At 61.9% G+C, this 25,010-nt stretch carries 28 protein-coding genes; 18 read left to right on the forward strand and 10 right to left on the reverse strand.

The features are described 5' to 3' along the window. The first annotated feature begins 90 nt into the window (after window positions 1-90). The 14 genes from ACT53S_RS10240 to ACT53S_RS10305 all read left to right on the forward strand — a co-directional run bounded on the left by ACT53S_RS10240 (window position 91) and on the right by ACT53S_RS10305 (window position 12,158). On the forward strand, window positions 91-411 hold the full coding sequence (locus ACT53S_RS10240; RefSeq protein ID WP_142067806.1) for a metalloregulator ArsR/SmtB family transcription factor: 321 nt from the start codon (window positions 91-93) through the stop codon (window positions 409-411). 410 nt (window positions 412-821) lie between these two features. Continuing rightward, window positions 822-2,150 (forward strand): omega-aminotransferase AptA, encoded by a 1,329-nt coding sequence (gene aptA / locus ACT53S_RS10245; protein ID WP_476066895.1) that lies wholly within the window; start codon window positions 822-824, stop codon window positions 2,148-2,150. Between the two features lie 253 nt (window positions 2,151-2,403). Beyond that, the gene (locus tag ACT53S_RS10250; protein WP_113375258.1) at window positions 2,404-2,667 is read left to right on the forward strand and encodes a hypothetical protein; all 264 of its coding nucleotides are present in this window, start codon (window positions 2,404-2,406) and stop codon (window positions 2,665-2,667) included. A gap of 176 nt (window positions 2,668-2,843) precedes the next feature. After that, the gene (locus ACT53S_RS10255) at window positions 2,844-3,950 is read left to right on the forward strand and encodes a branched-chain amino acid ABC transporter substrate-binding protein (protein ID WP_476066896.1); all 1,107 of its coding nucleotides are present in this window, start codon (window positions 2,844-2,846) and stop codon (window positions 3,948-3,950) included. A 172-nt stretch (window positions 3,951-4,122) separates the two neighbouring features. Beyond that, window positions 4,123-4,767 (forward strand): DUF47 domain-containing protein, encoded by a 645-nt coding sequence (locus ACT53S_RS10260; RefSeq protein ID WP_113375256.1) that lies wholly within the window; start codon window positions 4,123-4,125, stop codon window positions 4,765-4,767. Further along, entirely contained in the window at window positions 4,767-5,771 is a 1,005-nt protein-coding gene (locus ACT53S_RS10265; RefSeq protein ID WP_476066897.1) for an inorganic phosphate transporter, read from the forward strand. The genes ACT53S_RS10260 and ACT53S_RS10265 overlap by 1 nt, the downstream gene beginning before the upstream one ends. Window positions 5,772-5,865: 94 nt before the next feature. Further along, complete coding sequence (locus ACT53S_RS10270) at window positions 5,866-6,267, forward strand: rhodanese-like domain-containing protein (RefSeq protein WP_476066898.1); 402 nt, start codon at window positions 5,866-5,868, stop codon at window positions 6,265-6,267. A gap of 231 nt (window positions 6,268-6,498) precedes the next feature. Further along, on the forward strand, window positions 6,499-6,867 hold the full coding sequence (locus ACT53S_RS10275) for a hypothetical protein (protein WP_476066899.1): 369 nt from the start codon (window positions 6,499-6,501) through the stop codon (window positions 6,865-6,867). 158 nt (window positions 6,868-7,025) lie between these two features. Further along, window positions 7,026-7,895 (forward strand): aldose 1-epimerase family protein, encoded by an 870-nt coding sequence (locus tag ACT53S_RS10280; protein WP_476066900.1) that lies wholly within the window; start codon window positions 7,026-7,028, stop codon window positions 7,893-7,895. 162 nt (window positions 7,896-8,057) lie between these two features. Beyond that, window positions 8,058-8,870, forward strand: coding sequence for a cyclase family protein (locus tag ACT53S_RS10285; RefSeq protein WP_476066901.1), 813 nt, complete (start codon window positions 8,058-8,060; stop codon window positions 8,868-8,870). A 129-nt stretch (window positions 8,871-8,999) separates the two neighbouring features. Then, a complete protein-coding gene (ade, locus tag ACT53S_RS10290; RefSeq protein WP_476066902.1) occupies window positions 9,000-10,694 on the forward strand; it encodes an adenine deaminase in 1,695 nt (564 codons plus the stop codon). A gap of 51 nt (window positions 10,695-10,745) precedes the next feature. Continuing rightward, window positions 10,746-11,093 carry a type II toxin-antitoxin system Phd/YefM family antitoxin gene (locus ACT53S_RS10295; RefSeq protein ID WP_113375246.1) on the forward strand — a complete coding sequence of 116 codons (348 nt, stop codon included), beginning with the start codon at window positions 10,746-10,748 and terminating at the stop codon, window positions 11,091-11,093. 3 nt (window positions 11,094-11,096) lie between these two features. Further along, window positions 11,097-11,363, forward strand: a complete 267-nt coding sequence (locus ACT53S_RS10300; RefSeq protein WP_142067797.1) for a Txe/YoeB family addiction module toxin — start codon at window positions 11,097-11,099, stop codon at window positions 11,361-11,363. A gap of 9 nt (window positions 11,364-11,372) precedes the next feature. Beyond that, window positions 11,373-12,158 (forward strand): potassium channel family protein, encoded by a 786-nt coding sequence (locus tag ACT53S_RS10305; RefSeq protein ID WP_142067796.1) that lies wholly within the window; start codon window positions 11,373-11,375, stop codon window positions 12,156-12,158. Between the two features lie 3 nt (window positions 12,159-12,161). Here ACT53S_RS10305 and aac(6') read toward each other — a convergent pair whose 3' ends face one another. Beyond that, window positions 12,162-12,614 carry an aminoglycoside 6'-N-acetyltransferase gene (aac(6'), locus tag ACT53S_RS10310; RefSeq protein ID WP_476066903.1) on the reverse strand — a complete coding sequence of 151 codons (453 nt, stop codon included), beginning with the start codon at window positions 12,612-12,614 and terminating at the stop codon, window positions 12,162-12,164. Then, the gene (gene bglA, locus ACT53S_RS10315) at window positions 12,611-14,272 is read right to left on the reverse strand and encodes a beta-galactosidase BglA (protein WP_476066904.1); all 1,662 of its coding nucleotides are present in this window, start codon (window positions 14,270-14,272) and stop codon (window positions 12,611-12,613) included. Before bglA ends, aac(6') begins: the two co-directional genes overlap by 4 nt. 186 nt (window positions 14,273-14,458) lie before the next feature. Here bglA and ACT53S_RS10320 point away from each other — a divergent pair, with 186 nt between their 5' ends. Continuing rightward, the gene (locus ACT53S_RS10320; protein ID WP_476066905.1) at window positions 14,459-15,577 is read left to right on the forward strand and encodes a glycosyltransferase family 4 protein; all 1,119 of its coding nucleotides are present in this window, start codon (window positions 14,459-14,461) and stop codon (window positions 15,575-15,577) included. A 9-nt stretch (window positions 15,578-15,586) separates the two neighbouring features. Here the strand turns inward: ACT53S_RS10320 and der are convergent, their stop codons facing one another. The 3 genes from der to ACT53S_RS10335 form a co-directional block, all read right to left on the reverse strand. Beyond that, the gene (gene der, locus ACT53S_RS10325; RefSeq protein ID WP_476066906.1) at window positions 15,587-17,014 is read right to left on the reverse strand and encodes a ribosome biogenesis GTPase Der; all 1,428 of its coding nucleotides are present in this window, start codon (window positions 17,012-17,014) and stop codon (window positions 15,587-15,589) included. Between the two features lie 37 nt (window positions 17,015-17,051). Continuing rightward, window positions 17,052-17,723 carry a tetratricopeptide repeat protein gene (locus ACT53S_RS10330; RefSeq protein ID WP_113375239.1) on the reverse strand — a complete coding sequence of 224 codons (672 nt, stop codon included), beginning with the start codon at window positions 17,721-17,723 and terminating at the stop codon, window positions 17,052-17,054. 106 nt (window positions 17,724-17,829) lie between these two features. Next, window positions 17,830-18,408 (reverse strand): NnrU family protein, encoded by a 579-nt coding sequence (locus ACT53S_RS10335; protein WP_476066907.1) that lies wholly within the window; start codon window positions 18,406-18,408, stop codon window positions 17,830-17,832. A 128-nt stretch (window positions 18,409-18,536) separates the two neighbouring features. Here ACT53S_RS10335 and ACT53S_RS10340 point away from each other — a divergent pair, with 128 nt between their 5' ends. Then, window positions 18,537-19,553: a polysaccharide deacetylase family protein gene (locus ACT53S_RS10340; RefSeq protein WP_476066908.1), complete on the forward strand. Its 1,017-nt coding sequence runs from the start codon at window positions 18,537-18,539 to the stop codon at window positions 19,551-19,553. Between the two features lie 83 nt (window positions 19,554-19,636). On the opposite strand, the gene sbmA is transcribed toward ACT53S_RS10340, so the two are convergent. From sbmA to ACT53S_RS10355, 3 genes are all read right to left on the reverse strand, one after another. Continuing rightward, window positions 19,637-20,908 carry a peptide antibiotic transporter SbmA gene (sbmA, locus tag ACT53S_RS10345; protein WP_476066909.1) on the reverse strand — a complete coding sequence of 424 codons (1,272 nt, stop codon included), beginning with the start codon at window positions 20,906-20,908 and terminating at the stop codon, window positions 19,637-19,639. Window positions 20,909-21,067: 159 nt separating this feature from the next. Then, window positions 21,068-21,445, reverse strand: a complete 378-nt coding sequence (locus ACT53S_RS10350) for an HVO_A0114 family putative DNA-binding protein (RefSeq protein WP_476066910.1) — start codon at window positions 21,443-21,445, stop codon at window positions 21,068-21,070. Further along, on the reverse strand, window positions 21,442-21,666 hold the full coding sequence (locus ACT53S_RS10355; protein ID WP_476066911.1) for a toxin-antitoxin system TumE family protein: 225 nt from the start codon (window positions 21,664-21,666) through the stop codon (window positions 21,442-21,444). The genes ACT53S_RS10350 and ACT53S_RS10355 overlap by 4 nt, the downstream gene beginning before the upstream one ends. A 190-nt stretch (window positions 21,667-21,856) precedes the next feature. On the opposite strand from ACT53S_RS10355, the gene ACT53S_RS10360 reads away from it, so the two are divergent. After that, complete coding sequence (locus ACT53S_RS10360) at window positions 21,857-22,093, forward strand: hypothetical protein (RefSeq protein WP_142067787.1); 237 nt, start codon at window positions 21,857-21,859, stop codon at window positions 22,091-22,093. 30 nt (window positions 22,094-22,123) lie between these two features. Here ACT53S_RS10360 and map read toward each other — a convergent pair whose 3' ends face one another. Beyond that, a complete protein-coding gene (gene map / locus ACT53S_RS10365; protein WP_476066912.1) occupies window positions 22,124-22,876 on the reverse strand; it encodes a type I methionyl aminopeptidase in 753 nt (250 codons plus the stop codon). A 51-nt stretch (window positions 22,877-22,927) separates the two neighbouring features. After that, window positions 22,928-23,974: an LLM class flavin-dependent oxidoreductase gene (locus ACT53S_RS10370; RefSeq protein WP_476066913.1), complete on the reverse strand. Its 1,047-nt coding sequence runs from the start codon at window positions 23,972-23,974 to the stop codon at window positions 22,928-22,930. A 231-nt stretch (window positions 23,975-24,205) separates the two neighbouring features. On the opposite strand from ACT53S_RS10370, the gene ACT53S_RS10375 reads away from it, so the two are divergent. Continuing rightward, window positions 24,206-24,979: a 3-hydroxybutyrate dehydrogenase gene (locus ACT53S_RS10375; protein ID WP_476066914.1), complete on the forward strand. Its 774-nt coding sequence runs from the start codon at window positions 24,206-24,208 to the stop codon at window positions 24,977-24,979. Window positions 24,980-25,010: the final 31 nt, after the last annotated feature.

Here is a 25,010-nt window from a genome sequence, read left to right on the forward strand (position 1 = left end):
TCTCGTTGATAGACTTAATGTCATATCTAAGGCACCGATTTTTACCGATTGCCCCTCCCCCAAGGCGCTCGACCAAGGAAAGTTGAACCGATGAAAACAAGAGCTTTGTCCGAACAATCGACCGTTGCTGCAGGCTTGCTGTCCGCCATGGCAAACCCCAAGCGTCTCATGATCCTCTGCAGTCTCGTCGAGGGTGAGGTTCCGGTCGGCGTTCTGGCGGCCCAGGTGGGTCTGAGCCAGTCGGCTCTGTCCCAGCACCTCTCCAAGCTGCGCGCGCAGAAGCTGGTGAAGACCCGCCGCGACGCCCAGACCATCTATTATTCTTCGACGTCGGAATCGGTCATCAAGATCCTGTCGACGCTGGAGAGCATCTACTGCGCCCCTGTGGCAGCGAGCAAAACCGCCGCTTGATGACAGCGCTGCCAAAGCCTGTCGGCATTGGGAGGATTGCGCTCGGCTTGCCCGAAAAGCCGGGAGTGTGCTGACGGAACCTGCATTGGCAGTAACAGACGAAGACCTGAGAAGCCCCGGCAGCACCGCTCCGGGGCTTTTCGCATCATGGGACCCGCCAGCGGCAGCGGAGAGACGACGCCCCTCCTCCGAGGCAGCCAGCGCGATCTCTCTCCAGGATTTGTTGGCAACGGCTCCGCCGCGTTCATCACGCGAATTGGCAGATCCATGACCTTTGTTGATGCCACCCCAGCGGTGGCTTGACCGCGCTTCGCGCCCTGCTAACGTGACGACGCAACGACAGCCGCGGCAGATGCGCCGCTGGCCGGGAGAATGGCCGCCCGCGACCGAAAAGGGCCATGGAGAACACGATGTCGAACCGCCTCAATTCCACGCCGAACGACCTGCGCGCCTTCTGGATGCCGTTCACCGCGAACCGCCAGTACAAGAAGGAGCCGCGCCTTTTCGTCGGCGCCAAGGACATGCACTACACCACCCATGACGGCCGCCAGGTGCTCGATGGCACCGCAGGCCTCTGGTGTGTCAACGCCGGCCACTGCCGCCCGAAGATCACCGAAGCGATCCGCGAGCAGGCCGGCGAGCTCGATTATGCCCCGGCCTTCCAGCTCGGCCACCCCAAGGCGTTCGAACTGGCCAACCGCCTGATCGACCTCGCCCCTGATAACATGGCCCACGTGCTCTACACCAATTCCGGCTCGGAATCGGTCGAGACGGCGCTGAAGGTGGCGCTCGCCTATCAGCGCGTGAAGGGACAGGGGTCCCGCACCCGCCTGATCGGCCGCGAGCGCGGCTATCACGGCGTCAATTTCGGCGGCATTTCGGTCGGCGGCATCGTCTCCAACCGCAAGATGTTCGGCACGCTCCTCACCGGCGTCGACCACATGCCGCATACCCACCAGCCGGGCAAGAACGCCTTCTCCAAGGGCATGCCCGAACATGGCGGCGATCTCGCCGACGAGCTGGAACGCATCGTCACCCTGCATGACGCCTCGACCATCGCCGCCGTCATCGTCGAGCCGGTGGCTGGTTCCACCGGCGTCCTGATCCCGCCGAAGGGTTATCTGCAGCGCCTGCGCGAACTCTGCACCAAACACGGCATCCTGCTGATCTTCGATGAAGTCATCACCGGCTTCGGCCGCCTCGGCGCACCCTTCGCGGCCCAGTATTTCGACGTGAAGCCCGACATCATCACCACCGCCAAGGGCCTGACCAATGGTGTCATCCCGATGGGCGCGGTCTTCGTGACGGCCGAGATCCACGACGCCTTCATGACCGGCCCGGAACACATGATCGAGTTCTTCCACGGTTACACCTATTCCGGCAACCCGATCGCCTCGGCCGCAGCCCTCGGCACGCTCGACACCTACAAGGAAGAAGGCCTGCTCACCCGCGCCGCCGAGATCGCGCCCTACTGGGAAGAAAAGCTGCATTCGCTCCGGGATTGCCCGAATGTCGTCGACATCCGCAATCTCGGCCTGATCGGCGCAATCGAGCTGAAGCCGATCGACGGCGAACCGACCAAGCGCGCGTTCAACGCCTTCCTCAACGCCTATAATGACGGGCTTCTGATCCGCACGACCGGCGATATCATCGCACTCTCGCCGCCGCTGATCATCACACACGCAGAGATCGACGAACTCTTCGATAAGCTGCGCAAGGTCTTGATGAACAACATCTGAGGCAGAGCCACCGACCATCTGGAAAGGCGGCCCTGCGGCCGCCTTTTTCGTGGCTTGCGCGAGGCTGACCACGCAGCCAGAGCCCAGCTTGCCGCACACTCTGTCCTCCCGTAATCTCAAGGGAATCGCCCGCTCAATCCCGCGCGAATGAATGCGAATGGGACGATCGACGATCGCCAGCACACCCGGAAGTCTCGGCCGCGACATCACGTCGTCGACGACCTGACCGGGCCCAGGTCCCGGGAGGATTTCCGTGGTCGACCTTTTCAAGCGTTTGTTCGGTAAAGACGCGTCTCCTGACATCATACCCCAACCCACCGTGGAAGCCGCCTCATTGTCGGCTGCCCGCGCCGACGAGGCACGCCTCGCCGCGCGCCGTGCCCAGATCAGCAACGACCTTTTCGAACTGCAACAAATTGCCATGGCAGAACTCGCCTTGCGCAAGGAACAGGATGCCGCCGCGGCCAAGGCGGGCTTTGAGTCCGAAGAGGGCGGCGGTCGCATTCTGACTGTCTGACGCAGGGCAAACGGATCTCTGCCCGATCCGACAAAGCTGTGACGTGTCCGCACACCATCTCATCGGGTCTTTTGTCGCCACCCGTTTTTGTCTAAAGCAATCACGGGGAGCAACAAAAGAACCCTGATGGCGCGAAAACCGGCAGAGATCGGTCGCGCAGACCCAAGGAGACGGACATGAAATTTCAATATCTTGCCAGCGCGGCCCTTGCCGCTCTGATCGCCACCGCGCCTGCGGCCCGCGCCGAGATCGTGCTCGGCCTGATGGCACCGCTCACTGGTCCGCTCGCCGCTGTCGGCGCCCAGATCAAGAACGGCGCTGAAACCGCCGTCGAGGAGATCAACAAGAAGGGTGGAGTGAACGGCGAACAGCTGACGCTGAAGATCGCGGACGATGCGGCCGAGCCGAAGCAGGGCGTTTCCGCCGCCAACCAGCTCGTTGGTGAAGGCGTGCATTTCGTGGTCGGCCCGGTCACCTCGGGCGTGGCCGTCCCCGCCTCCAGCGTTCTCGCCGAAAACGGCGTACTGATGGTCACTCCGACCGCCACCGCACCGGACCTGACGGCCCGTGGCCTGACGACCGTCCTGCGCACCTGCGGCCGTGACGACCAGCAGGCGGATGTCGCCGCCAAGTTCGTGCTCGCCGGCTACAAGGACAAGAAGATCGCGATCGTTGACGACAAGGGCCAGTATGGCAAGGGTCTCGCCGATGCCTTCAAGGCAGCCCTCAATGCCGGTGGCGTGACGGAGGTCTTCAAGGATTCGCTGACCGCAGGGGACAAGGATTTCGGCGCGCTCGTCACCCGTCTGAAGTCCGAAGGCGTCGAAGTCATCTATTTCGGCGGCTACCACCCGGAAGCCGGTCTTCTGGTGCGCCAGATGCAGGATGCCGGTCTGAAGGCCCAGCTGATCGCTGGTGACGGCCTGTCCAACAACGAATATGTGACGATCGGTGGCGACGCTGCCGAAGGCACCATCTTCACCAACGCCGCCGACGCGCTGAAGAACGAAGACAGCAAGGCCGCCGTGGCTGCCCTGCAGGCGAAGAACATTCCCGCCGAAGCCTTCACCCTCAACGCTTATGCGGCTGTTGAAGTCATCGCCGCCGGCATCACCAAGGCCGGAAGCGTGGACGACGCCGAAGCGGTCGCCGCAGCTCTTAAGGACGGCTCGGAAATTCCGACCGCCATCGGCAAGCTGACCTATGGCGAAACCGGTGACCTCACCTCGCAGAGCTTCGCCGTCTACAAGTGGCAAGGCGGCAAGACGGTCGCTGCCGAATAAGGCATCGACGACCCAAATGATAAAGGCGGCCGGCAACGGTCGCCTTTTTTTGTGCGCCATCCCCAAGGAATGCACAAAAACCGACAAATCCGGCCCGCCCGACGGGTTTCCTTTGTCGGTTGGCCCTTTTATGACAGCCGCATGACATTTCCGTGAAAAGGTCCGGAACCCCATGCTCAGCCTGTTTCGTAAAATGCTCCCGCGCGAAGATCGCTTCTTCGACATGTTTGCCGCCCACGCCAAGACGGTGGTCGGTGCGGCAGAAGCGCTCGGCGCCCTGCTCGAGGGCAAGGACGTGGAGGGCAATTGCGCCCGCATCGTCACGCTTGAAGATCAGGCGGACAACATCACCCGCGATGTCCTGCAGGCCGTGCGCCGCAGCTTCATCACGCCCTTCGACCGGGGCGACATCAAGGATCTCATCCAGTCGATGGATGATGCGATCGACATGATGCATAAGACGGTGAAGACGGTTCGCCTGTATGAACAGACCGAATTCGACCCGCGTATGCAAGAAATGGGTCGTGCCATCGTCGAAGCCGCGCACCTCATCGCAGAAGCCATACCGCTGCTCGACAAGATCGGCCAGAACCACCAGCGCCTGACCCAGATCGCCGAAGAAGTGACCCGCGTCGAAGGTCGCTCCGACGAACTGCACGATCAGGGCCTGAAGGCGCTGTACCGCACCCATCGCGACAGCGGCAATGCCATGGCCTATCTGATCGGGACCGAAATCTATGGCGAACTGGAGAAGGTTCTCGACCGCTTCGAGGACGTCGCCAACGAGATCAGCGGCATCGTGATCGAGAACGTCTGATGGAAGCGACGCTGGCCTTCCCGCTGCTGGTCGCCCTGATCGGCGTTGCGCTGTTCTTCGACTTTCTGAACGGCCTGCATGATGCCGCCAATTCGATCGCGACGATCGTTTCGACGCGTGTGCTCAAGCCGCAATTCGCCGTCGCCTGGGCGGCCTTTTTCAATTTCATCGCCTTCCTCTTCTTCGGCCTGCATGTCGCGGAAACGCTCGGCAAAGGCATCATCGATCCGGCCATCGTCTCTCCCGCCGTGATCTTCGCGGCCTTGATGGGCGCGATCATCTGGAACATCATCACCTGGATCTTCGGCATCCCCTCGTCGTCCTCGCATGCCCTTGTCGGCGGCCTGGTCGGAGCGGGTCTGGCCAAGGTCGGCTTCAGCGCGATCGTCTTTTCAGGCCTGTCGAAGACGGTTCTCGCAATATTCCTGTCGCCCATGATCGGCTTCCTTCTGGCCCTCCTGCTGGTGCTGATCGTCTCCTGGGTCTTCGTCCGCCAGACACCCTTTGCCGTCGACAGCACCTTCCGCATCCTGCAATTCATCTCCGCCTCGCTTTATTCCCTGGGTCATGGCGGTAATGACGCGCAGAAAACCATGGGCATCATCGCAGTCCTGCTCTTCAGCCAGGGTTATCTCGGTCCGGAGTTCCACGTGCCTTTCTGGGTGGTGATTTCCTGCCAGTCGGCCATGGCGATCGGCACCCTCTTCGGTGGCTGGCGCATCGTCCATACGATGGGTTCGAAGATCACGCGGCTCAATCCGATGCAGGGCTTCTGCGCGGAGACGGGCGGAGCGATCACGCTCTTTGCCGCCACCTGGCTCGGCATCCCCGTATCGACCACCCACACGATCACGGGCGCCATTGTCGGCGTGGGCGCTGCCCGCCGCGCCACGGCCGTGCGCTGGGGCCTCGCTGGCAACATCGTCATCGCCTGGATCGTGACGCTGCCCGCCGCAGCGATGATTTCCGCAGCCTTCTACCTGGTGACGGATCTCTTCGGCTAAGGCCGTTGCGTCATCGCCCGCGACGTCTATGATCCCCGGTGGGATGCAGAGCCCAGCGGGCAAAGGCTTTGCACGCAATCCTCGGGAGGGCGACATGCGGAAGGGCTACAAGGATTTGCTGGCAGAAGCCGAGGCGCTTGTCGAAGCCGTCGCCGTGTCCGAGGCGGCCCGGCTGCAGGCCAGCGACACCGTCGTCTTCGTCGACCTGCGCGATCCGCGCGAACGGGAGCGCGAGGGCACGATCTCCAATGCCTTCCCCTGCCCGCGCGGCATGCTGGAATTCTGGATCGATCCGGAAAGCCCCTATCACAAGCCGATCTTCGCCGAAGACAGGCTCTTCCTCTTCTTCTGTGCCAGCGGCTGGCGCTCGACGCTCGCGACCAAGACAGCGCTGGAGATGGGACTGGAAAACGTCTGCCATCTCGCCGGCGGTTTCACCGCCTGGCGGGATGCAGGGCTGCCGGTGGAAGAGGTCGTGCCGAAAACAAAGGCGTGAGCGGGATGGCCCGCGCGGGCGTTCACATAGGCAAATTCCGCAGCTTTCGGATCCAGCGCTTGACGGACAGTGCCGACCACCCCACCTGAAGGGTGAAAGCCGCACGGTCAGGCTCGGTGCAATGGACAGCATCCGGGTCAGGTCGATTGAGCACAGCAGCCCCGATCCGCTTGACCCACGACATGACGTCATGGACATCAGGTGACGGGCCGGTCTCTTGAGGAGACACCCATGGTCGACCGGATCAGCCGCATCTCCAGCAGTGAAGCCTCCACACAGACGGAGGCCGGCCACACGCTGAACCTCGGCTCCGATGCCCAGAACGCCTGGGTCGCCGCCCGCCAGTCGAAGATCAATCATGACATCGAAGAGCGGCACCGGATCGCCGTCGAGGAGCGCGCCGAAAACGGCATGCCCGAGGAGGACGAGGCCTCGCTCGACCACAAATTTGCGTCCCGCCAGTGGGTCGACCCTTCAGAGCCGGAAGCCACCCCCGAAGACCCCACTGAAGAACCGCGCCTGTCCGGCGAAAGCGAACGCATCGGCACCCAGAATTTTGACGAGGACACGCCCTTCGGCGACCGCGTCGTGATCGTCTGACGAATCCCAGCCTGCACGCTTGCCTGCATCCAGACGACGGCGACCCCTCCGCCTGATACGTCGGAACGGCGTCGACAGCTTGGTCCCTCCCGACAAATCCCCGTCGCACTTTGCCGTCAATCCCCCTAGGATGCGAGGCAACAGACAAGGAGCCCGCCATGCCCGAGACGATTCGCATCGCCAATGCAGAGCTTGCCGTCGAGGTTTCCTCGCTCGGCGCAGAGATGCAGTCGATGAAGACATCGGACGGCCGCGACTGGCTCTGGAACGGCGATGCGGCATGGTGGGGCGGGCGCTCGCCGATCCTCTTTCCGATCGTCGGCAAGGCACCGGGTGACATTCTGACGATCGATGGTCGCGCGTTTCCCATGGCCCAGCACGGCATTGCGCGGCGGCGGGAATTTGTCATTGTCGAGCAGTCGGCAGACGCCTGCCGATACGAACTCGCCTCGTCTTCCGAGACCCGCGACCTCTACCCCTTCGACTTCCGCCTGACGCTGGAACATCGTCTCGACGGCCGCAGCCTCACGGTCACCGCCACCGTCGAGAATACCGGCGAGACACCCCTTCCCTTCTGCATCGGCTTCCACCCCGCCTTCCTCTGGCCGCTGCCGGGCGCCGAGGGCAGGCCGCATGCCGTGATCCTCGACAACGGCGCCGAACCCGGTGTGATCCAGCTCGAAGGTGGCTTGGTTGGCCGAACCCTGCCGACATCGCCCTTCAAGGCCGGTCGGCTCGAGCTGTCCCACGACCTCTTCGACAACGATGCCCTGATCTTCCCCGAAGGTGCCGGCACCGGCCTGACCTATGCAGCCGACGGCGGGCCCGCCATGCACTTCACCTTCGAAAACCTGCCCAACATTGCGCTGTGGCAAAAACCGGGTGCGCCTTTCCTCTGCGTGGAGCCCTGGCACGGCATGGCGGCCCATGCCGGCGGCACAGCGGAACTGGTCGAGCGGCCCTATACGGTGGCGCTCGCAGCGGGGGATGAGATGCGCTTCGGATTTACGGTGGAAGTGAAGGGCTGATACAAGCCCCGCCTGCAGCGGGCGGTCCAGGCACGCGACGAGGCGTCTTTACGTCGGTACGTCAATTCCCCAACGGGTCGTCCGCGATGTAACCACTCTTGCCGAAGCGAGAGCATCAGCTACTCTGTGGCGTGGATATCAACGTGAGAGGGACGGCAATCTATGTGCAATCATTGTGTGATGGAGAATGTGAAGCAGAGCATGCTATCGCGGCGCTCCCTGTTCAAGGGTATGGCGATCGCTGGAGCGGCAGTCGCAACCGGCGGAATTGCCAGGCCGGTTCTGGCGCAACAAAGCCCGAGCAAAGTGATTGACCTGACCCATGCCTATGACGGCTCTTTTCCGACATTCGACGGCAAGCCAGGCATCGAATACGAATGGGCCGTGGAGTTCGCCAAAAGCGGCTATCAGTTGCACAAGCTGACGATCTTCGAACATACGGGCACGCATATTGACGCTCCCCTGCATTTCAGCGCCGATGGTAAGAGCGTTGATGAAATCGAGCCAGAACAACTGGTTGCGCCACTCGCCATCATCGACATCACCGATCGCGCCAAGGATGACGCCAACGCAACGGTGGAGGCCGCTGATGTCGAGGCCTGGATCAGCGCCAATGGCGAAATACCGAAGGGCGCGGTCGTGGCACTCAGGTCCGGCTGGGCAAAGAAGGTCACCGATCCATCCTTCCGCAATGACGGCGAAGGCAAATTCGCCTTTCCGGGGTTCGGCAAATCGGCAACCGACCTGCTCGCAACGCTTGATGTCGCCGCAATCGGCGTCGACACGCTGTCGCTCGATCCGGGCAATTCGGCCGATTTTGCCGTGCACACCAGCTGGCTGCCAGGTGGGCGCTATGGCATCGAATGCCTGAACAATCTGGAGGAACTGCCGGTCAAAGGCGCGACCATTGTCGTCGGCGCCCCGAAGCACAAGGGCGGCACCGGCGGCCCGGCCCGCGTTTTAGCGCTGGTCTGAGATAACTCTCGCAAATTCACCAGAACCGACATTCACAGATGCCGGTTCTGTTTCCGATGGCGCCACCTTCCCCTATGCACCGCCCGATCGGTAGAGTGGAGCCTGGAACAACAGAATCGGAGAGCCCGCATGACCGACCTCGCACGCCGCATCGACCAGGGCACCGGCCGCGAGCCGGCGGATATCGTGTTGAAGGGCGGGCGCTTCTTCGATCTGGTCACTGGCGAGCTGGTCGCATCCGACATTGCGATCTCTGGTGAGACGATCATCGGCACAGTCGAGAACTATGAAGGCCGCGAGGTGATCGATATCTCCGGCAAGATCGTCGTGCCCGGCTTCATCGACACGCATCTGCATATCGAAAGTTCGCTGGTCACTCCGCATGAATTCGACCGCTGCGTTTTGCCTTATGGCGTGACGACCGTGATCTGCGATCCGCACGAGATCGCCAATGTGTTGGGCACCGAAGGCATCCAATTCTTCCTCGATTCGGCCGAACAGACGATCATGGATATCCGCGTCCAGCTCTCCTCCTGTGTGCCGGCAACGCATCTGGAAACGTCGGGTGCCGATCTGCCCATCGAGCGACTCCTGCCCTTCCGCAATCATCCGAAGGTCATCGGGCTGGCCGAATTCATGAATTTCCCCGGCGTGATCCACAAGGATCCGATATGCATGGCGAAGCTCGAAGCCTTTCAGGACGGCCATATCGACGGCCATTCGCCACTGCTCTCGGGCCGGGACCTGAATGGCTATCTCTCCGCCCGCATCCGGACCGATCATGAATGCACCAGTGCGGCCGAAGCCCTGGAGAAGATCCGCAAGGGCATGCATATCCTGGTGCGCGAAGGCTCGGTGTCTAAAGACTTGCACGCGCTGATGCCGATCCTGACCGAGCGGCTCTCGCCCTTCCTCGCGCTCTGCACCGATGACCGCAACCCCCTCGACATCGCCGAGCAGGGCCATCTCGACTACCTGATCCGCGAGGCGATCAAAAACGGCGTCGAACCGATCGCCGTCTACCGCGCCGCGTCAATATCGGCGGCCCGCGCCTTTGGCCTGCGGGATCGTGGCCTGGTGGCGCCGGGCTGGCGCGCCGATCTGGTGGTCGTCGACAGTCTGGAAAACTGCAAGGCTGAGATAGTCTTTGCCGCCGGTCGCCGCGTGACGAACGAACTTTTTGCCAGCCGCAAGCATGTCGCCCCCGTCGGCCTCGACAGCGTTAAGGCACGGGAAGTGAAGGCCGCCGATTTCGGCGTACCGGTGGCCGAGGGCGAAACGCCCGTGATCGGCGTGATGCCCGGCAAGATCATCACCGAGCATCGCCGCTACCGCCTGCCGACCTCCGGCAACCAGACCGCAGTCGATCTCGCCAACGACGTGATCAAGGTCGCCGTCATCGAGCGCCACGGCAAGAACGGCAACCATGCCAACGGCTTCGTCCAGGGGTTCGGCCTGAAGAAGGGCGCGATCGCCTCGACCGTCGGCCATGACAGCCACAACATCTGCGTCGTCGGCGTCTCCGAGGAAGACATGGCGCTCGCCGCCAACCGGCTGGGCGAAATCAAGGGCGGTTTCGTGGTGGTCGAAGACGGCAAGGTCACCGGCGAGATCCCGCTCCCCGTCGCCGGCCTGATGAGCCTTGAGCCCTATGAGAGCGTGCGCGACACGCTGCATCACTTGAGAAAAGCCGCCTATGCCCTTGGAACGACTCTCCAAGAGCCCTTCCTTCAGGTCGCCTTCCTGCCGCTGCCGGTCATTCCGCATCTGAAGATTTCCGACAAGGGCATGGTAGATGTCGATCAGTTCAGGCTGATTGGGTGAGGATTGGCAGCGAGCCGGAGAAGACTTATATTCGGCGCAAGGATGAAGCCAATGACCCGTCTTGAACGCCTTGTAGAAATGGTCCGCGAACTTTCGCCGGAGGAGTTTGACACCTTCACGGCATCAGTCGAGGAATTGCGCGCCGAGCGCTGGGATCGGGAGATCGAAGCGGACTCGGCGGAAGGCCGTCTAGACACGCTCATTGAGGGGGCGGTCGAGATCATCAGGCGGGACAAGTCCTCGGCTGTGCTGATGGGCAAGGATGAATACGATAGCCTCGTGGAAACGGTCTACCTGCTCTCCTCGCCGGCCAATGCGGCACGGCTGCTCAAGGCAAAGGACGACCTTGTTGCGGGTCGCTTCACGGAACGATCTCGGGTGGCGGATCTGGACCGCTGAACCATGCGGATCGCCTTCTCGCCGGATGGGTGGGCTGACTACATTCACTGGCAAGAGACCGATCGAAAGATACTGGCCCGCATCAACGAACTAATCCGCGAGATGGTGAGGCACCCGTTCGAGGGCATCGGCAAACCGGAGCCTTTGAAAGGGACGCTGAAGGGAATGTGGTCTCGCCGCATCACCCAGGAACACCGGATGGTCTACGCCGTTGTCGGCTCAGGTGAAGAACAGACGCTGGTAATCCTGCAATGCCGCTATCATTACTGACGAGGGTCCATGGCATCCGAGACTGAGATCCCCACCCCTCTCCGCCAGCGTCTCGCCCGCCTCTATTACGGCCGCGACACCGCCGCCATCCGCTTCCAGTTCGCCCTGATGGTGATCGATCTCACGATCATCGCCTTCTTCCTCGCCGGCCCCTACCTGCGTGACCGGCCGAGTTACCTCATCCTTGATTTCGCCATCGCCGCCTGGATTGCCGTAGAAATCTCGGCGCAATGGGCTGCCTCGCGCACAACACGCGGCTTTCTGCTGCGACCGATGACCTGGGTCGATTTCTTCGTGCTGGGGACCCTGCTCTTTCCGCAATGGCTGTTCAACTTCGCTTTTCTGCGTGTCGCGCGCATCTGGGCCGTCGCGCAACGTCCGGTCTTCAAACTGATGCTCAATCGGCTGGGGTTGAAGGAGCAGAGCGACGTCGTTACCGCCTTCATCAATCTCTTTGTCTTCCTCTTCCTGGTGACTGGTTTCGTCTACACCTTCTTCTTTTACCGGGAGGATGCCGGCACGGGCTTCATCGATGCCCTGTATTTCACGGTCGCCACTGTTACCACCACAGGCTTTGGCGACATCACGCTGCCTGGCACTGCGGGCAAGCTGACGTCCATCGTCACCATGATCATCGGCATCTCGCTTTTCGTGCGATTGGCTCAGGCGATCGTCCGGCCCTACAAGGTGACTTTCCCCTGCCCCGAATGCGGCCTGCAGCGACATGATGCGGATGCCGTGCACTGCAAGGCCTGCGGCCATGTGCTGAACATTCCCGACGACGGCGCGGTCTGAACGTCAGAGCACCCGGCGATAATAGACGACGCGCTCGGTCTCCTCAAAGCCGAGCGCCGCATGCATGGCATGCGAGACTGTATTGTGAAGCTCGGCATCGGAGGCGAGTTCGGACAGGCCCTGCCCGCGCGCCCAGTCGCCGACGGCAACAACCAGAAGTGCGGCAGCGCCTTGTCGCCGGGCGGCCGGATCGACAATGATCCCTTCCAGGAAGGCGACCGGCGAGGTCTCGCAGCCATTGACATAATCGGAGCGGATACTGGCCTCCGCCAGCGCAACGGCCCGCCCCGCCGCATCGAGGCAGAGGAACGCATTAAGCCTGTCAAGCTCCGTCAAAGCCTCCCGAATCTCGACGCGGTGTCCCTTGACGTCGAGTTCCGGCCAGAGCTGGTGGCGCAGTGCCGCCCAGGCCTCGATATCCTCTTCACCGGCCACGCGAACGACAAACGGCGTCATGACAGCGTCACGCAGATTCCGTCGAGCGGACCGAGACGAATTTCACCGTCGGCGAGCGTGCCCGACAGTCCGGGCATGGCCAGAACCGCGCTTGCCTTATGTCCCTTCGGCAGCGCGATCTCTTGCGGACCACGCCGCAGATTGAACACAAAGAGCAACCGCTCCTCGCCCTTGGACCGGGTAAAGGCGAGCACATCTTCGTTGGTCGCCAGGAACTCCATGTCGCCGTCGACAAGCGCTGCATGCTGCTTGCGAAAGGCCAGTGTGGCCCGGTAGTGCGCAAGGACCGAGGCTTCATCCGTCTCCTGCGCATCGACGGCGAGCGTCTGATGCTCTGCCGGCACCGGCAGCCAGGGCTTCACGGTAGAAAAGCCCGCCTGCGTCTTGCCCTTTTCCCAGACCATCGGCGTGCGGCATCCGTCGCGGCCCTTGAAGGCCGGCCAGAAGCGGATGCCATAGGGGTCACGCAGGTCCTCGAAGGCAAGCTCCGCCTCGGGCAGACCGAGCTCCTCACCCTGATAGAGGCAGATCGAGCCGCGCAGCGTGGCAAGAACCGAGATCGCAAGCTTGGCGACGACGGCCCGCTCCTCTGCGGTCTGCGCGAAGCGGCTGACATGCCGGGTGACGTCGTGATTGGAGAAAGCCCAGCAGACCCAGCCATCCCGGACCTGCTTGTGAAAGCTCTCGACGCAATGGCGGATGTGGCTCGGGGTGAAGTCCGGCCCCAGGAGGTCGAAGGTGTAGCACATATGCAGCTTGTCGCCATCAGAGGTATAGGCCGCAACCGTCTTCAGCGAGCGCGCACCGTCCCCCACTTCGCCCACTGTCGTCCGATCCGGATACTGATCGAGCAGCGCACGGAAGCGCTTCAGGAACTCGATGTTTTCAGGCTGCGTCTTGTCGTAGAGATGGCTCTGCATGCCGTAAGGGTTGACGTCGGGCGCATCGAGCCCCGCCTCCTCGCTGTCGGGCTGGTGGGGCGGGTTATCGCGCAACTCTTTGTCGTGGAAATAGTAGTTCACCGTGTCGAGCCGGAAGCCGTCGACGCCACGATCGAGCCAGAACTTGACGGCATCGAGCACCGCGTCCTGAACCTCGCGATTGTGAAAGTTAAGGTCCGGCTGCGAGGCGAGGAAGTTGTGCATGTAGTATTGCTTGCGCACCCCGTCCCATTCCCAGGCCGGACCGCCAAACACCGAAAGCCAGTTGGTCGGCGCCGTGCCATCCGGCTTGGCCGCCGCCCAAACATACCAGTCGGCCTTGGGATTGTCGCGGCTCGCCCGGCTCTCCTTGAACCAGGGATGCTGATCGGAAGTGTGCGAGATCACCTGGTCGATGATCACCTTGAGGCCAAGCCGCTTGGCCTCCTTCATCATCGCATCGAAATCGGCAAGCGTGCCGAACATCGGATCGACATTGCAGTAATCGGAAACATCATAGCCCATGTCCGCCTGCGGCGAAGTGAAGAAGGGCGAGAGCCAGATCGCGTCGACGCCCAGCGAAGCGATATAGGGCAGACGCTCGATGATACCCCTGATGTCGCCGATCCCGTCGCCATCAGTATCCTGGAAGGACCGCGGATAGACCTGATAGATCACGGCACCCCGCCACCAGTCGGAAGCGGTCTGGCGAGCGGGTTTGGCGGCGGCTTTCGTCATGGGCACGTCCTCTGGCTGGAATCAGGGATGGAGGTTCAGGCAATCCGGTTGCGGGCCGAATGTCAAACTCGGCCAAGTCCTAGACTGACATCTGCCTGTAATGTTCCGGTCGCATAAGGCCTTGTCACGAAACTTGCAGGATGACCGCCAAGTCCATGCGGTGATTCCGGAATCGAGCGACCGCCCATGCCAATCGCGCCCATCTCCAGCCCTGCCCTGCAAAGCACGCCACTGCCCCGACTGACCATCGTTACCGATGCGTGGCATCCGCAGGTGAATGGCGTCGTGCGTTCGATCGAGACGACCAATCGCGAGCTCAAGAAGATGGGCGTCGAGGTGTCCATGGTGACGCCTGAGCGTTTCGCCAGCTTTCCGATGCCGACCTATCCGGAGATCCGCCTGTCGCTGGCCTGGCCGGGAGAGGTCGGCCGGATGATCGCGGACCAGCGCCCGGATTATGTCCATATCGCCACCGAAGGCCCACTCGGCCTGATGGCGCGCCGCTGGTGCCTGCGCAACGGCCAGCCCTTCTCGACCAGCTATCACACCCGCTTTCCCGAATATGTCGCCGCCCGCCTGCCGGTGAAAGCATCGTGGCTCTATGCCTATGTGCGCTGGTTCCACAACCGCGGTGGTGCCTGCATGGTGGCGACGGAAAGCCTGCGCCGGGAGTTGACCGCGCGCGGCATCAAGAACCTGAACCTCTGGAGCCGCGGCATCGACACCACCCTGTTTCGCCCGCGCGAGAAGACCGACAAGCCCTTCGGTCTGGCACGCCCGATCTTCATGACGGTCGGCCGCGTCGCGGTGGAAAAGAACCTGCCCGCCTTCCTCGACCTCGATTTGCCCGGCACCAAGGTTGTGGTGGGCGATGGCCCCGCGCGCGCCGAATTGCAGGCACGGTATCCCGACGTGCATTTCACCGGCATGTTGCATGGCGAGGAACTGGCAAAAGCCTATGCTGAGGCCGACGTCTTCGTCTTCCCCTCGAAGACCGACACCTTCGGCAACACGATCCTGGAGGCGCTGGCCTCGGGCGTTCCTGTCGCCGCCTATCCGGTGACCGGCCCGATCGACATCATCCCGGCAGGCTCGAATGCCGGGGCGCTCGACCACGATCTGCAGATCGCCTGCATCGCGGCATTGCAGGCGTCGCCCGAAAGCGCGCGCCGGCTGGCCGAAACCTATTCCTGGAAAGCGGCAACCGAACAGTTCTTCGACAATGTCGTGGAAGCCAAGGAACAGCGTCGCAAACGCGGATTGCGCAGCCGCTTCAGCACACGACCGGCTGATTTGACGGGCTGACCCAAGGCCTCAGCGGCGCTTCTTGCGTCCTTCGAACGGGTTTTCCCCCGCCTTGAAATGAATGCGGATCGGCACGCCCGGCATCTGGAAGTCGGTGCGCAGACCATTGGTCAGATAGCGCACATAGCTTTCCGGCAACGCATCGGGTCGTGTGCAGGAGATCATGAAGGCCGGCGGGCGGGCCTTGACCTGCGTCATGTATTTCAGTTTCAGGCGGCGACCCGACACCGCCGGTGGAGGATGTTGCGTCGTCACGGCATCCAGCCAACGGTTGAGCTTGGCCGTCGAGATGCGTTTGTTCCAGACCATGTCGGTGTCGACAATGTTCTGCATGAGCTTGTCCAGCCCATAGCCGGTCTGGCCGGAAATCGGCACGGCGCGGATGCCGCGTGCCTGGGGAAGCAGACGTTCGGTCTTTTCGCGCAGATCGGCCAGAACCGCCTGGGGATCCTCCACCAGGTCCCACTTGTTGAAGGCGAGCACGGCAGCGCGCCCCTCGCGCAGGACGAAGTCGACGATCTGCAGGTCCTGCTTCTCAAAGGGGATCGTAGCGTCGAAGACGATGACAACCGTTTCGGCAAAACGAACCGCGCGCAGCGTATCGGCGACAGAGAGCTTTTCGAGCTTTTCCTGCACGCGTGCCTTGCGGCGCATGCCGGCGGTGTCAAACATCTTGATGGTCCGGCCGCGCCAGTCCCACTCGACCGAGATGGAATCGCGGGTGATGCCGGCTTCGGGTCCGGTCAGCAGGCGGTCTTCGCCGAGAAAGCGGTTGATCAACGTCGACTTGCCGGCATTCGGGCGGCCGACGATCGCAACCCGCAGCGGCTTGCTGTCGTCGTATTCGGGCTCGGCCTCATCATCCTCGCCATCGAGATCGCCATCCTGCGGCAAAAGGACATCGGTCTCGGCTTCGTCGTCGGGTTCCGGAAACGCACGATCTTCGCCGATCGCCTCAACGATGGCGTCGCGCAGATCGATCATGCCCTGGCCATGTTCGGCCGAAATCGGCACGGGTTCCCCGAGACCGAGCGTATAGGCATCGTAGAAGCCCGCATCCGACCCACGGGCTTCCGACTTGTTGGCAACGAGGACGACAGGCTTGCCGCGCCGGCGCAGCATCTCCGCAAGAGATTGGTCGACGGGGGTCAGCCCGTATTTGGCGTCGACGACGAAGAGCGACAGATCCGCCTCTTCGATCGCGGCTTCAGTCTGGGCGCGCATGCGGCCTTCGAGCGTCTCGGGTCCCGCCTCTTCGAGGCCGGCGGTATCGATGATCGTGAAACGCAGGTCCACGAGTTTCGCGTCACCTGGACGGCGGTCGCGGGTCACACCCGGGGTGTCGTCGACGAGCGCCAGCTTCTTTCCGACCAGACGGTTGAAAAGCGTGGACTTGCCGACATTCGGACGACCGACGATGGCAACGGTGAAACTCATGGAACGCTAGCTTTCCGGCCTTCTGGCCTTGTCGTTGTTACGGCGCCTTGCCGGACGCCTTGATGTTGTCGAGAAGCATCTGCGCACGGGCGGAGGTGTTGCGCGGGGTCTCCGCGTCTTCGGTGATCTGCTCGAACCATTCGCGGGCCCGCACCATGTCGCCGGCCTTGTAGGCGGCGAGGCCCAGCGCTTCGCGGGCGGCATGGCGCATGGCATTCGCCGGCGTGGCCATGGCTTCAACTTCGGCAGAGACCTGTTCATAGGTGCCGTTGTCGACCATCAGCCAGGCAGCGCGGACGCGCGCCGCGTTGCGCACCGCTTCCGGCACGCTCTGATCGTCGCCGATCGCCTTGAAAGCTGCGATCGCGGCTGCCGGATCGCCTTTCTCGGCGAAGACCGAGGCACCGCGGAAGCGCGCCAACAGACCATAGGCGCCGTAGCCATCCTTTTCGAGCGCCTGAAGGGCGGCTTCGGCCTCGTCCCGCTTGCCTTCGTCGGCGAGCTTCAGCGCGGCCAGAAACTGGTCGCCCGCTCCGGAGGCCTGGGTCGTGTCCCAATGGTCCCACAGCCGGTGGCCGGCCGTACCGACGACGATCAGGACCGCAACGCCGATGATGATGCGGCTGTAGCGCTTCCAGGCATTGCGCACCTGATCGGAGCGAAGCTCTTCGTTGACTTCGCGGATAAAGCTGTCGTTCTGGTCAACCATACATACCCCCGGCAATGCCGGCCTTTCCATGCAATGTCATGCGTGAGCGGCCTTCTAGCCGATTTTTGCGCGCTTGTAAGGGGAAAACCGCGAAATGCCCGCGGCCTTACATCGGCAGAGGCGCCACGCCGATCAACAACTCGTGCAGCTTGAAGGTGATGAGCGCCCACAAGGCGAGGCCGAGCACGACGGCGATGGCATCGAAGCGGGCCGAAACGAAGGGCTTCAGCTCAAGATCGCCGGCGCGCTGGCGGCGCTTGTAGTTGATCCGGAGCACCACGCCCCAGGCGAGCAGCGACCCAAACAGCAGAATGGAGGCAAGATCGCCATTGGCAAAGAGATGGGCCGCCGCCCAGATCTTGATGGAGAGCACGATCGGGTGCTTGGTCTTCGTCGCGATATGTCCGGCTGGCAGGAAACCGGCGACCAGACAGATCATGGCGATCAGCATCAGCGTGATCGTGAGGTGATTCATGCCCATGGGCGGGAACCAGACATTGATCACCGGTGCGGTGGCATAGCCCCAGATCAGCACGATCAGCGAGAGGAGGCTGAGGGCTGAATTGATGACGCGCCAGCCCATGAGCCCGAAACGATCGGTCATCGACAAGCGGAAGCCGGGCGCGACGACGCGGATCAGGTGGGTGGCGAGGAACAGGATGATGCCAAGAATGAGGAGCGTCATGGAGAAAACCTTTCAGGTCGCGTTGTCGAAAGCCTTACTGGTCTCGTCCACGAATATCCAGCCTGTTCAAAGCTTCGCCGCATTTGGATGGGAGGCAAACCGCCTTGTTGATTTCCGGGTGTTTGCCGATGTTTCGTTCCCTGATCGCCGTTTCGCTTGCCTTGGCCGCCTCGACGGCATCTGCCGGAGAGCCGGCCCCTGCGGCAAAAGGCGCGGCCGACGCAAGGCCGAAACAGATCCTGATGATCTCCTTCGACGGCGCACACGACAACAAGCTCTGGAAACGCAGCCGCGACATCGCCAAGCGCGCAAATGCCCACTTCACCTATTTCCTCTCCTGCGCCACGCTGATCCCGCGTGAGCGCGCGAGCGACTACAAGGCGCCGGGCATCAAGGCCGGCCGCTCCAACATCGGCTTTGCCCAGACGGTGGAGGAAGTCGCGACCCGGCTCGACAACATCTGGGCCGCGCATAAGGAAGGCCACGAGATTGCCAGCCACACCTGCGGCCATTTCGACGGCAAAGACTGGACGAAGGATCAGTGGCTGACGGAATTTCAAAGCTTTGACCGCGTGCTCGCCGGCGCCTGGAAGGACAACGGCCTGGGCGATCGCGAGCCGGAAGGCTGGGCGGATTTCGTGACGAAAGGCATTACCGGCTTCCGTGCCCCTTACCTCTCGGCCCCCGACAGCCTTTACGAGGCCGAGCGGGAACACGGCTATCGCTATGATGCGAGCCTCGTCACCCACGACCCGGCCCCGCCGCGCAAAGAGGATGGATTGATCCGCTTTGGCCTGCCCTTGATCCCGGAAGGCCCGAGCAACCGCCGCATCATCGCCATGGACTACAATCTCTTCATCCGCCATTCCGGCGGCATCGATCATCCGTCGAAAGGCGACGAATTCGCCGAGCGTAGCTATGCCGCGTTCAAGAACGCCTTCGAGACCCAATACAACGGCGACCGCCACCCCCTGCAGATCGGCCTGCATTTCGTCACCATGAACGGCGGCGCCTATTGGGCGGCGATGGAGCGGTTGGTGGCGGAAGTCTGCCCTAAACCGGATGTCGCTTGCGTGACGTATTCGGAGGCGCTGGAGATGCTAGGCAAGAATGGTGAGGCGGCACCGGGGACGGGCGAGATGTAAGCGAACTGTAGTTCGCCGAATGGCAGAAGGCCGCGCAGGGTTCCCCGGACGCGGCCTTTCTCATTTCAGCACCGGTGATCGGCTCAGGTTGGCCGATCAGCGGCAATCTCGCCCTCGGCAGCTTCCCGCTCCAGGTAGCGCTGGTCGATCTCCGGCAGCGGTTCGTCGTCGATCGCCGCCTCGAAGGCCTTGAGGCGCTTGTGGATCGACAGAAGCTCGATGATCGTCGTCCAGGAATTGACCAGATACTGGAACGAATTCGACACCTGCCCGAACGCAGTCGCGATCTGCTGATAGATGCCGTAGGTGATCTTGCCCGCGACGATGGTCGGCACCAGCACGATCAGCAGGAAGATCGCGTCGGCCTGCATGTAGAAATAGCGAGCAACATTGAAATAGAGGTAGTGGAAGTACAGCGTGAAATAGTTGGTCCGGACGTTCTGATAGAGCTGCCTGACCGTCGCCGGCTGAGCGCGATCCGCATGGTCTTCGCCGTATACGAGTTCCTTGCGATAGGCGGCTTCCACACGCTGGTTGCGGAAGTTGAGCCCCGGCAGCCGGATGCCGGCAACGGCAAGCAGAACTGTACCGAAGGCCGACCAGAAGATCGCCAGCCAGAACAGCGCATGCGGCACCTCGCCGATGATCGGCAGCTCGCTGACGTAACCCGACAGCGAAAACAGGATCGGCAGGAAGACAATCAGCGTCATGACGGCATTGATCAGCGAGATCCCGAGCCCCTCGAGCGTCGAGGAGAACCGCATCGTGTCTTCCTGCACGCGCTGCGACGCGCCTTCGATGTGACGGACCTTCTCCCACTTCGACATATAGAAGTCGTTCATCGCGGTGCGCCAGCGGAAGATGTAGTGGCTGGTGAAGAAGTCGGTCACGATCGAGATCGCCATGCTGACGAAGACGATCTTCGCGAACACGATCTGCAGGCTATAGAAGTCCCACACGGTGATGCCCGGCTGCTTAGACAGCGCGTTCTGCAGCAAGTCACCGAAGGGGCGGCGGAAATTGTTGATGACGACCGAGACCTGCACGCCGAAATAGACCGCCGCGATGATGAAGAGCGATCCCCAGATCGACCAGATCTTCCACGGATGATCTTTTGCAAGGACCGTCCAGACACCGCCGAAGGCGACCATGCATGAGAGGAAATAGGCGTAGAAGAAAAGGTTCGACGGAAGGACGAAGAAGCTGAGGTCGAACGGCTCGGTTTCCGGATGCACATAGCCCAGGCTGTTGCCGAGGCCCTGGACCCCGAAGTACCAGGCAAGAACGCAGACGAAGGTGAAAACAACGGCTGAGGTGAAGAACAGCTTGGGCCGGGGGAAGAAGGAATGAAACACGCGGAAAACCTTCGTGTGGGAGAAGTCCTGTAATTCGAGACGGAACCTAGGGCACAAGCTCCGCAGCAGCAATGCCACTGCCAAATTGTGGCGGAATTACCCCCGCAATAATTACAGGTTCGCAAGAATAGACAGGATGACCGTTCGCGAGTGAGCGCGTCAGGCGGCCGCACCGCGCAAAACGAAATCAGCTTCGATCTCGTCAAAAGGCACAAGCACCTTGGAGGCGGCGTCCTTCTCGACCAGACCCCACTCGACCAAAACACTCACATCCTCATGCACACGCTTCACATCACGCTCGAGTGCCCGGGCAAGGCCCCGGATGGTGGACGGTCCGAGCGTCTGCAGGCGTTCGATGAGCTCCCAACGTTTGGGAGACAGGATCGAGAACAGTTGAGCCGGTGAGGAAAATGTCAGGACCGTGGACTGGGGCGCTGCTTCGCCAGTCTTCCACACGCCCACAAAGCGGGAAGCCATGGCATCGACCTGGGCCATCACATCTGCGGCACGTCGGATCTGAATGACTGCTTTTTTCATTGTCTCAGCCTCATTCTCACTTCGTCGATGAAGTCGGCGGCCAGCCGATCAACATCCCTGAATTCGTAAGGCATCTCCAGGCCTTCGATACGCCGGTGATCGCCCTTGCCGCGCTCGTTGTCGAAGCAGACGATCCTCGAACGGTCTCGGCCGAAATAAAGCCTGTATTTGTATGCGTGTTTGCTACCGACAACTGGCCTGGGAACGCTCCAGATCACCATCTCGATGATCGAACCGTCCTAAAGAACAAGTTTTTCATGCATCAGCTTTGCCGCTCGCATGTTGGCATGATTGCCAACACATCAAATTTTGTCAAGGAAATGCCGTCCGGGAGGCGCTGCCCTACAGTCCGCTTGCCTCCCACCCAAAAATCGCTAGGGAAAGCGCAAAGCTTTTTTTCAGGAGTGCCCCATGAGCGATCTCAGCCTGCAGCAGGCCATCGACAACATCTACACCTCGCTGAACAACGACAACGAGGAGATCGACGCACACATCGCGGCGCTAAAGGCGGCGATGGCGCGTGAGGGTGTGAAGGAAGCCGTGTTCGAGCCGGGCAAGCTCGCCCAGTCGAACCGCCAAGGCCGCAAGATCATGCAGTCCTATTTCAAGAAGAAGGGCGTTGCCGTCGCCTTTTCGAAGTCCGAATAAGGCTTCTGACGAGACGCAAAAACGCTCGCCTTAGTCGGCGAGCGTCAGCACCAGCGGCCCGTTCTTCGTCACCACGATGGTGTGTTCGAACTGGACGGTCGGCGCCGGCGGATCGCTGTAGAGCGTCCAGGCATCCTTGTCGCCATCCTCGGCCCAGTGACCGCCGAGCGACAGAAAGGGTTCGACGGTAAAGACCATCCCCTCCTCCATGATCCGGGTTTCGTCCGGATCCGGCCAGGTCGACAATTCCTTCGGCTCTTCATGCAGCGAGCGGCCGACGCCGTGGCTGGCGAGATTGGTGATCAGCGTATAGCGGTTCTTCTTGGCGAACGCACCGATTGAATTGCCGATATCGGCCATCGGCCGGCCGGTCTTCACCTGGTTCAGGCCCACCCAGAGCGCCCGTTTGCCGTCGCGCAGCAATCGTTCCTGCTTGGCCGTGCCCGGCGGCACGATGAAGGAAGAGCCGGTATCGCCGAAATAGCCGAGCTTTTCCGCCGACACGTCGATATTGACGAGATCGCCCGCCTTGATCACCCGATCGCCCGGAATGCCATGCGCGATTTCCTCGTTGACCGAGATGCAGGTAGCGCCCGGAAACTGGTAACAGAGCTCAGGGGCCGACTGAGCGCCATTGTCTTCCAGCAGCTTGCGGCCGATCAGATCGAGTTCGCGTGTCGTGATGCCGGGCTCGAGCGCTGCCGCCATCACCTTGACGGCGGTCGCACAGATGCGGCCGATATCTTTCAGACGGACGAGGTCCTCTTCGGTTTCTACGATCATCAGGGGTCCTCGCAGTCTTCAGGGCATTCGCCCTCGGGGCAAGGCCGCTGCTTACGCAGCCGACGCCTTCTCCGTCAACGCCTTCCGAACCAGCGGCGCGACTTTTGTTCCGAAGAGTTCGATCCCGCGCATCAGTTCCTTGTGCGGCATCGGGCCGATCGCCATTTGCATCAGGAAGCGGTCATTCTTGAAGATGCCGTGCATGGCGACGATCTTCTCGGCCACGGCTTCCGGATCGCCGACGAAGAGCGCGCCGCGAGGACCGCGCGAGGCATCGAACTGGGCGCGGTTGGTCGGACCCCATCCACGCTCACGACCGATGCGGTTCATCACCTCCGCCTGCGGCTCGTAGAAGATATCGGCCGCCGATTCCGTCGTGTCGTGGATAAAGCCGTGGACGTTGATGGAGGTCTTCAGCGTCTTCGGGTCGACACCGGCCTTGGCAGCGCTCTGGCGATAGAGATCGAAGAAGGGGGCAAACCGATGCGGTTCGCCGCCGATGATGGCAAGCGCCAGCGGCAGGCCGAGATAACCGGCACGCGCCGCCGACTGCGGCGTGCCGCCAATCGCGATCCAGAGCGGCAGCAGATCCTGCAGCGGACGGGGATAGACGCCCCTGCCCTGGATGGGCTTGCGGGTCTGACCTTCCCAGGTGACCACCTCGTTCTCGCGGATCTCCATGAGCAACTGCAGCTTCTCGGCAAACAGCAGGTCATAGTCTTCGAGGTCATAGCCGAAGAGCGGAAAACTCTCGATGAAGGAGCCACGACCAACCATCATCTCGGTACGGCCGTTGGAGAGCAGATCGACGGTGGCATATTGCTGAAAAACTCGCACGGGATCATCCGAGGAGAGGACCGACACTGCACTCGTCAGCCGGATGTTCTTGGTCTGCACGGCAGCGGCCGCGAGGATCGTCGCGGGCGAGGACGCCATGTAGTCAGGGCGGTGATGTTCGCCGAGGCCGAAGACATCGAGCCCCACTTCGTCTGCGAGCTTGATCTCGGCCAACAACTCGTCGACCCGCCGCTTGGCTTCGGCGCCCTTGTTGGTCGCATTCGGATCGACATCGGCAAAGGTATAAAGCCCGAGTTCCATGGCATGACTCCTGATCGCGTGTGTTGTCCCTGACATAGAGATTTCCGGCTGCAGGCAAAAGAGCCTGGCATCGAACACTGTGTTACGTCTCGCACGCCTCTGACCGCGCACCAAGGCTGGGCTGCGGCAAATCGCCGTTGCTTCGGAACTTCATTTGAGACTAACCTTTGATTTCGCGGGTGCAACAAAACACCCGTCATCCATCGGCATCCGTCGAGAAGGAAAATTCAGATGAAAAGAACAGTCGTCGTCACCGGTTCCACCAGCGGCATCGGTCTGGGTATCGCCCGCGCCTTTGCGGCCGAAGGCGCCAATGTCGTGATCAATGGCTTTGGCGACAAGGCCGAAATCGAAGCCATTCGCAAGTCGCTCGAGGACAAGGGCGGCAAGGCGCTCTACCACGCCGCCGACATGACGAAGCCGGCGGAGATCGCCGACTTGATCGCCACGGCCGAGCGTGAATTCGGCGGCGTCGACGTGCTCGTGAACAATGCCGGCATCCAGCATGTCGCGCCGGTCGAGGATTTTCCGATCGACAAATGGGACATGATCATCGCGATCAACATGTCGAGCGCGTTTCACACGATTCGCGCCGTTGTGCCCGGCATGAAGGCGAAGAAGATGGGCCGCATCATCAACATCGCCTCGGCCCACGGCCTCGTCGCCTCGCCCTTCAAATCCGCCTATGTGACCGCCAAACACGGCATCCTCGGCCTCACCAAATCCGTGGCCCTCGAAGTCGCCGAATTCGGCATCACGATCAACGCCATCTGCCCGGGTTATGTGCTGACACCGCTGGTCGAGAAGCAGATCCCGGACACGGCCAAGGCCCGGGGCATTTCGGAGGAACAGGTGAAGACCGAGGTGATGCTGCGCCTGCAGGCGACCAAGGAATTCGTCTCGATCGACGAAGTCGCCCAGACCGCGATCTTCCTCGCGAGCGACGCAGCCCGCCAGATCACCGGCACGTCGATCTCCATTGATGGCGGCTGGACAGCACAATAAACTTGAAAGATGACGCTGCGCCGCCCACCAT

The organism is Allorhizobium sp. DMC15 (genome assembly GCF_056314065.1).

Excerpts from the sequence above, each read along its gene's own strand:
- ACT53S_RS10240 (WP_142067806.1), top strand. The coding sequence starts at position 91 with ATGAAAACAAGAGCTTTGTCCGAACAATCGACCGTTGCTGCAGGCTTG.
- aptA (WP_476066895.1), top strand. The coding sequence starts at position 822 with ATGTCGAACCGCCTCAATTCCACGCCGAACGACCTGCGCGCCTTCTGG.
- ACT53S_RS10255 (WP_476066896.1), top strand. The coding sequence starts at position 2,844 with ATGAAATTTCAATATCTTGCCAGCGCGGCCCTTGCCGCTCTGATCGCC.
- ACT53S_RS10260 (WP_113375256.1), top strand. The coding sequence starts at position 4,123 with ATGCTCAGCCTGTTTCGTAAAATGCTCCCGCGCGAAGATCGCTTCTTC.
- ACT53S_RS10265 (WP_476066897.1), top strand. The coding sequence starts at position 4,767 with ATGGAAGCGACGCTGGCCTTCCCGCTGCTGGTCGCCCTGATCGGCGTT.
- ACT53S_RS10270 (WP_476066898.1), top strand. The coding sequence starts at position 5,866 with ATGCGGAAGGGCTACAAGGATTTGCTGGCAGAAGCCGAGGCGCTTGTC.
- ACT53S_RS10275 (WP_476066899.1), top strand. The coding sequence starts at position 6,499 with ATGGTCGACCGGATCAGCCGCATCTCCAGCAGTGAAGCCTCCACACAG.
- ACT53S_RS10280 (WP_476066900.1), top strand. The coding sequence starts at position 7,026 with ATGCCCGAGACGATTCGCATCGCCAATGCAGAGCTTGCCGTCGAGGTT.
- ACT53S_RS10285 (WP_476066901.1), top strand. The coding sequence starts at position 8,058 with ATGTGCAATCATTGTGTGATGGAGAATGTGAAGCAGAGCATGCTATCG.
- ade (WP_476066902.1), top strand. The coding sequence starts at position 9,000 with ATGACCGACCTCGCACGCCGCATCGACCAGGGCACCGGCCGCGAGCCG.
- ACT53S_RS10295 (WP_113375246.1), top strand. The coding sequence starts at position 10,746 with ATGACCCGTCTTGAACGCCTTGTAGAAATGGTCCGCGAACTTTCGCCG.
- ACT53S_RS10300 (WP_142067797.1), top strand. The coding sequence starts at position 11,097 with ATGCGGATCGCCTTCTCGCCGGATGGGTGGGCTGACTACATTCACTGG.
- ACT53S_RS10305 (WP_142067796.1), top strand. The coding sequence starts at position 11,373 with ATGGCATCCGAGACTGAGATCCCCACCCCTCTCCGCCAGCGTCTCGCC.
- bglA (WP_476066904.1), bottom strand. The coding sequence starts at position 14,272 with ATGACGAAAGCCGCCGCCAAACCCGCTCGCCAGACCGCTTCCGACTGG.
- ACT53S_RS10320 (WP_476066905.1), top strand. The coding sequence starts at position 14,459 with ATGCCAATCGCGCCCATCTCCAGCCCTGCCCTGCAAAGCACGCCACTG.
- der (WP_476066906.1), bottom strand. The coding sequence starts at position 17,014 with ATGAGTTTCACCGTTGCCATCGTCGGTCGTCCGAATGTCGGCAAGTCC.
- ACT53S_RS10330 (WP_113375239.1), bottom strand. The coding sequence starts at position 17,723 with ATGGTTGACCAGAACGACAGCTTTATCCGCGAAGTCAACGAAGAGCTT.
- ACT53S_RS10335 (WP_476066907.1), bottom strand. The coding sequence starts at position 18,408 with ATGACGCTCCTCATTCTTGGCATCATCCTGTTCCTCGCCACCCACCTG.
- ACT53S_RS10340 (WP_476066908.1), top strand. The coding sequence starts at position 18,537 with ATGTTTCGTTCCCTGATCGCCGTTTCGCTTGCCTTGGCCGCCTCGACG.
- ACT53S_RS10350 (WP_476066910.1), bottom strand. The coding sequence starts at position 21,445 with ATGAAAAAAGCAGTCATTCAGATCCGACGTGCCGCAGATGTGATGGCC.
- ACT53S_RS10355 (WP_476066911.1), bottom strand. The coding sequence starts at position 21,666 with ATGGTGATCTGGAGCGTTCCCAGGCCAGTTGTCGGTAGCAAACACGCA.
- ACT53S_RS10360 (WP_142067787.1), top strand. The coding sequence starts at position 21,857 with ATGAGCGATCTCAGCCTGCAGCAGGCCATCGACAACATCTACACCTCG.
- map (WP_476066912.1), bottom strand. The coding sequence starts at position 22,876 with ATGATCGTAGAAACCGAAGAGGACCTCGTCCGTCTGAAAGATATCGGC.
- ACT53S_RS10370 (WP_476066913.1), bottom strand. The coding sequence starts at position 23,974 with ATGGAACTCGGGCTTTATACCTTTGCCGATGTCGATCCGAATGCGACC.
- ACT53S_RS10375 (WP_476066914.1), top strand. The coding sequence starts at position 24,206 with ATGAAAAGAACAGTCGTCGTCACCGGTTCCACCAGCGGCATCGGTCTG.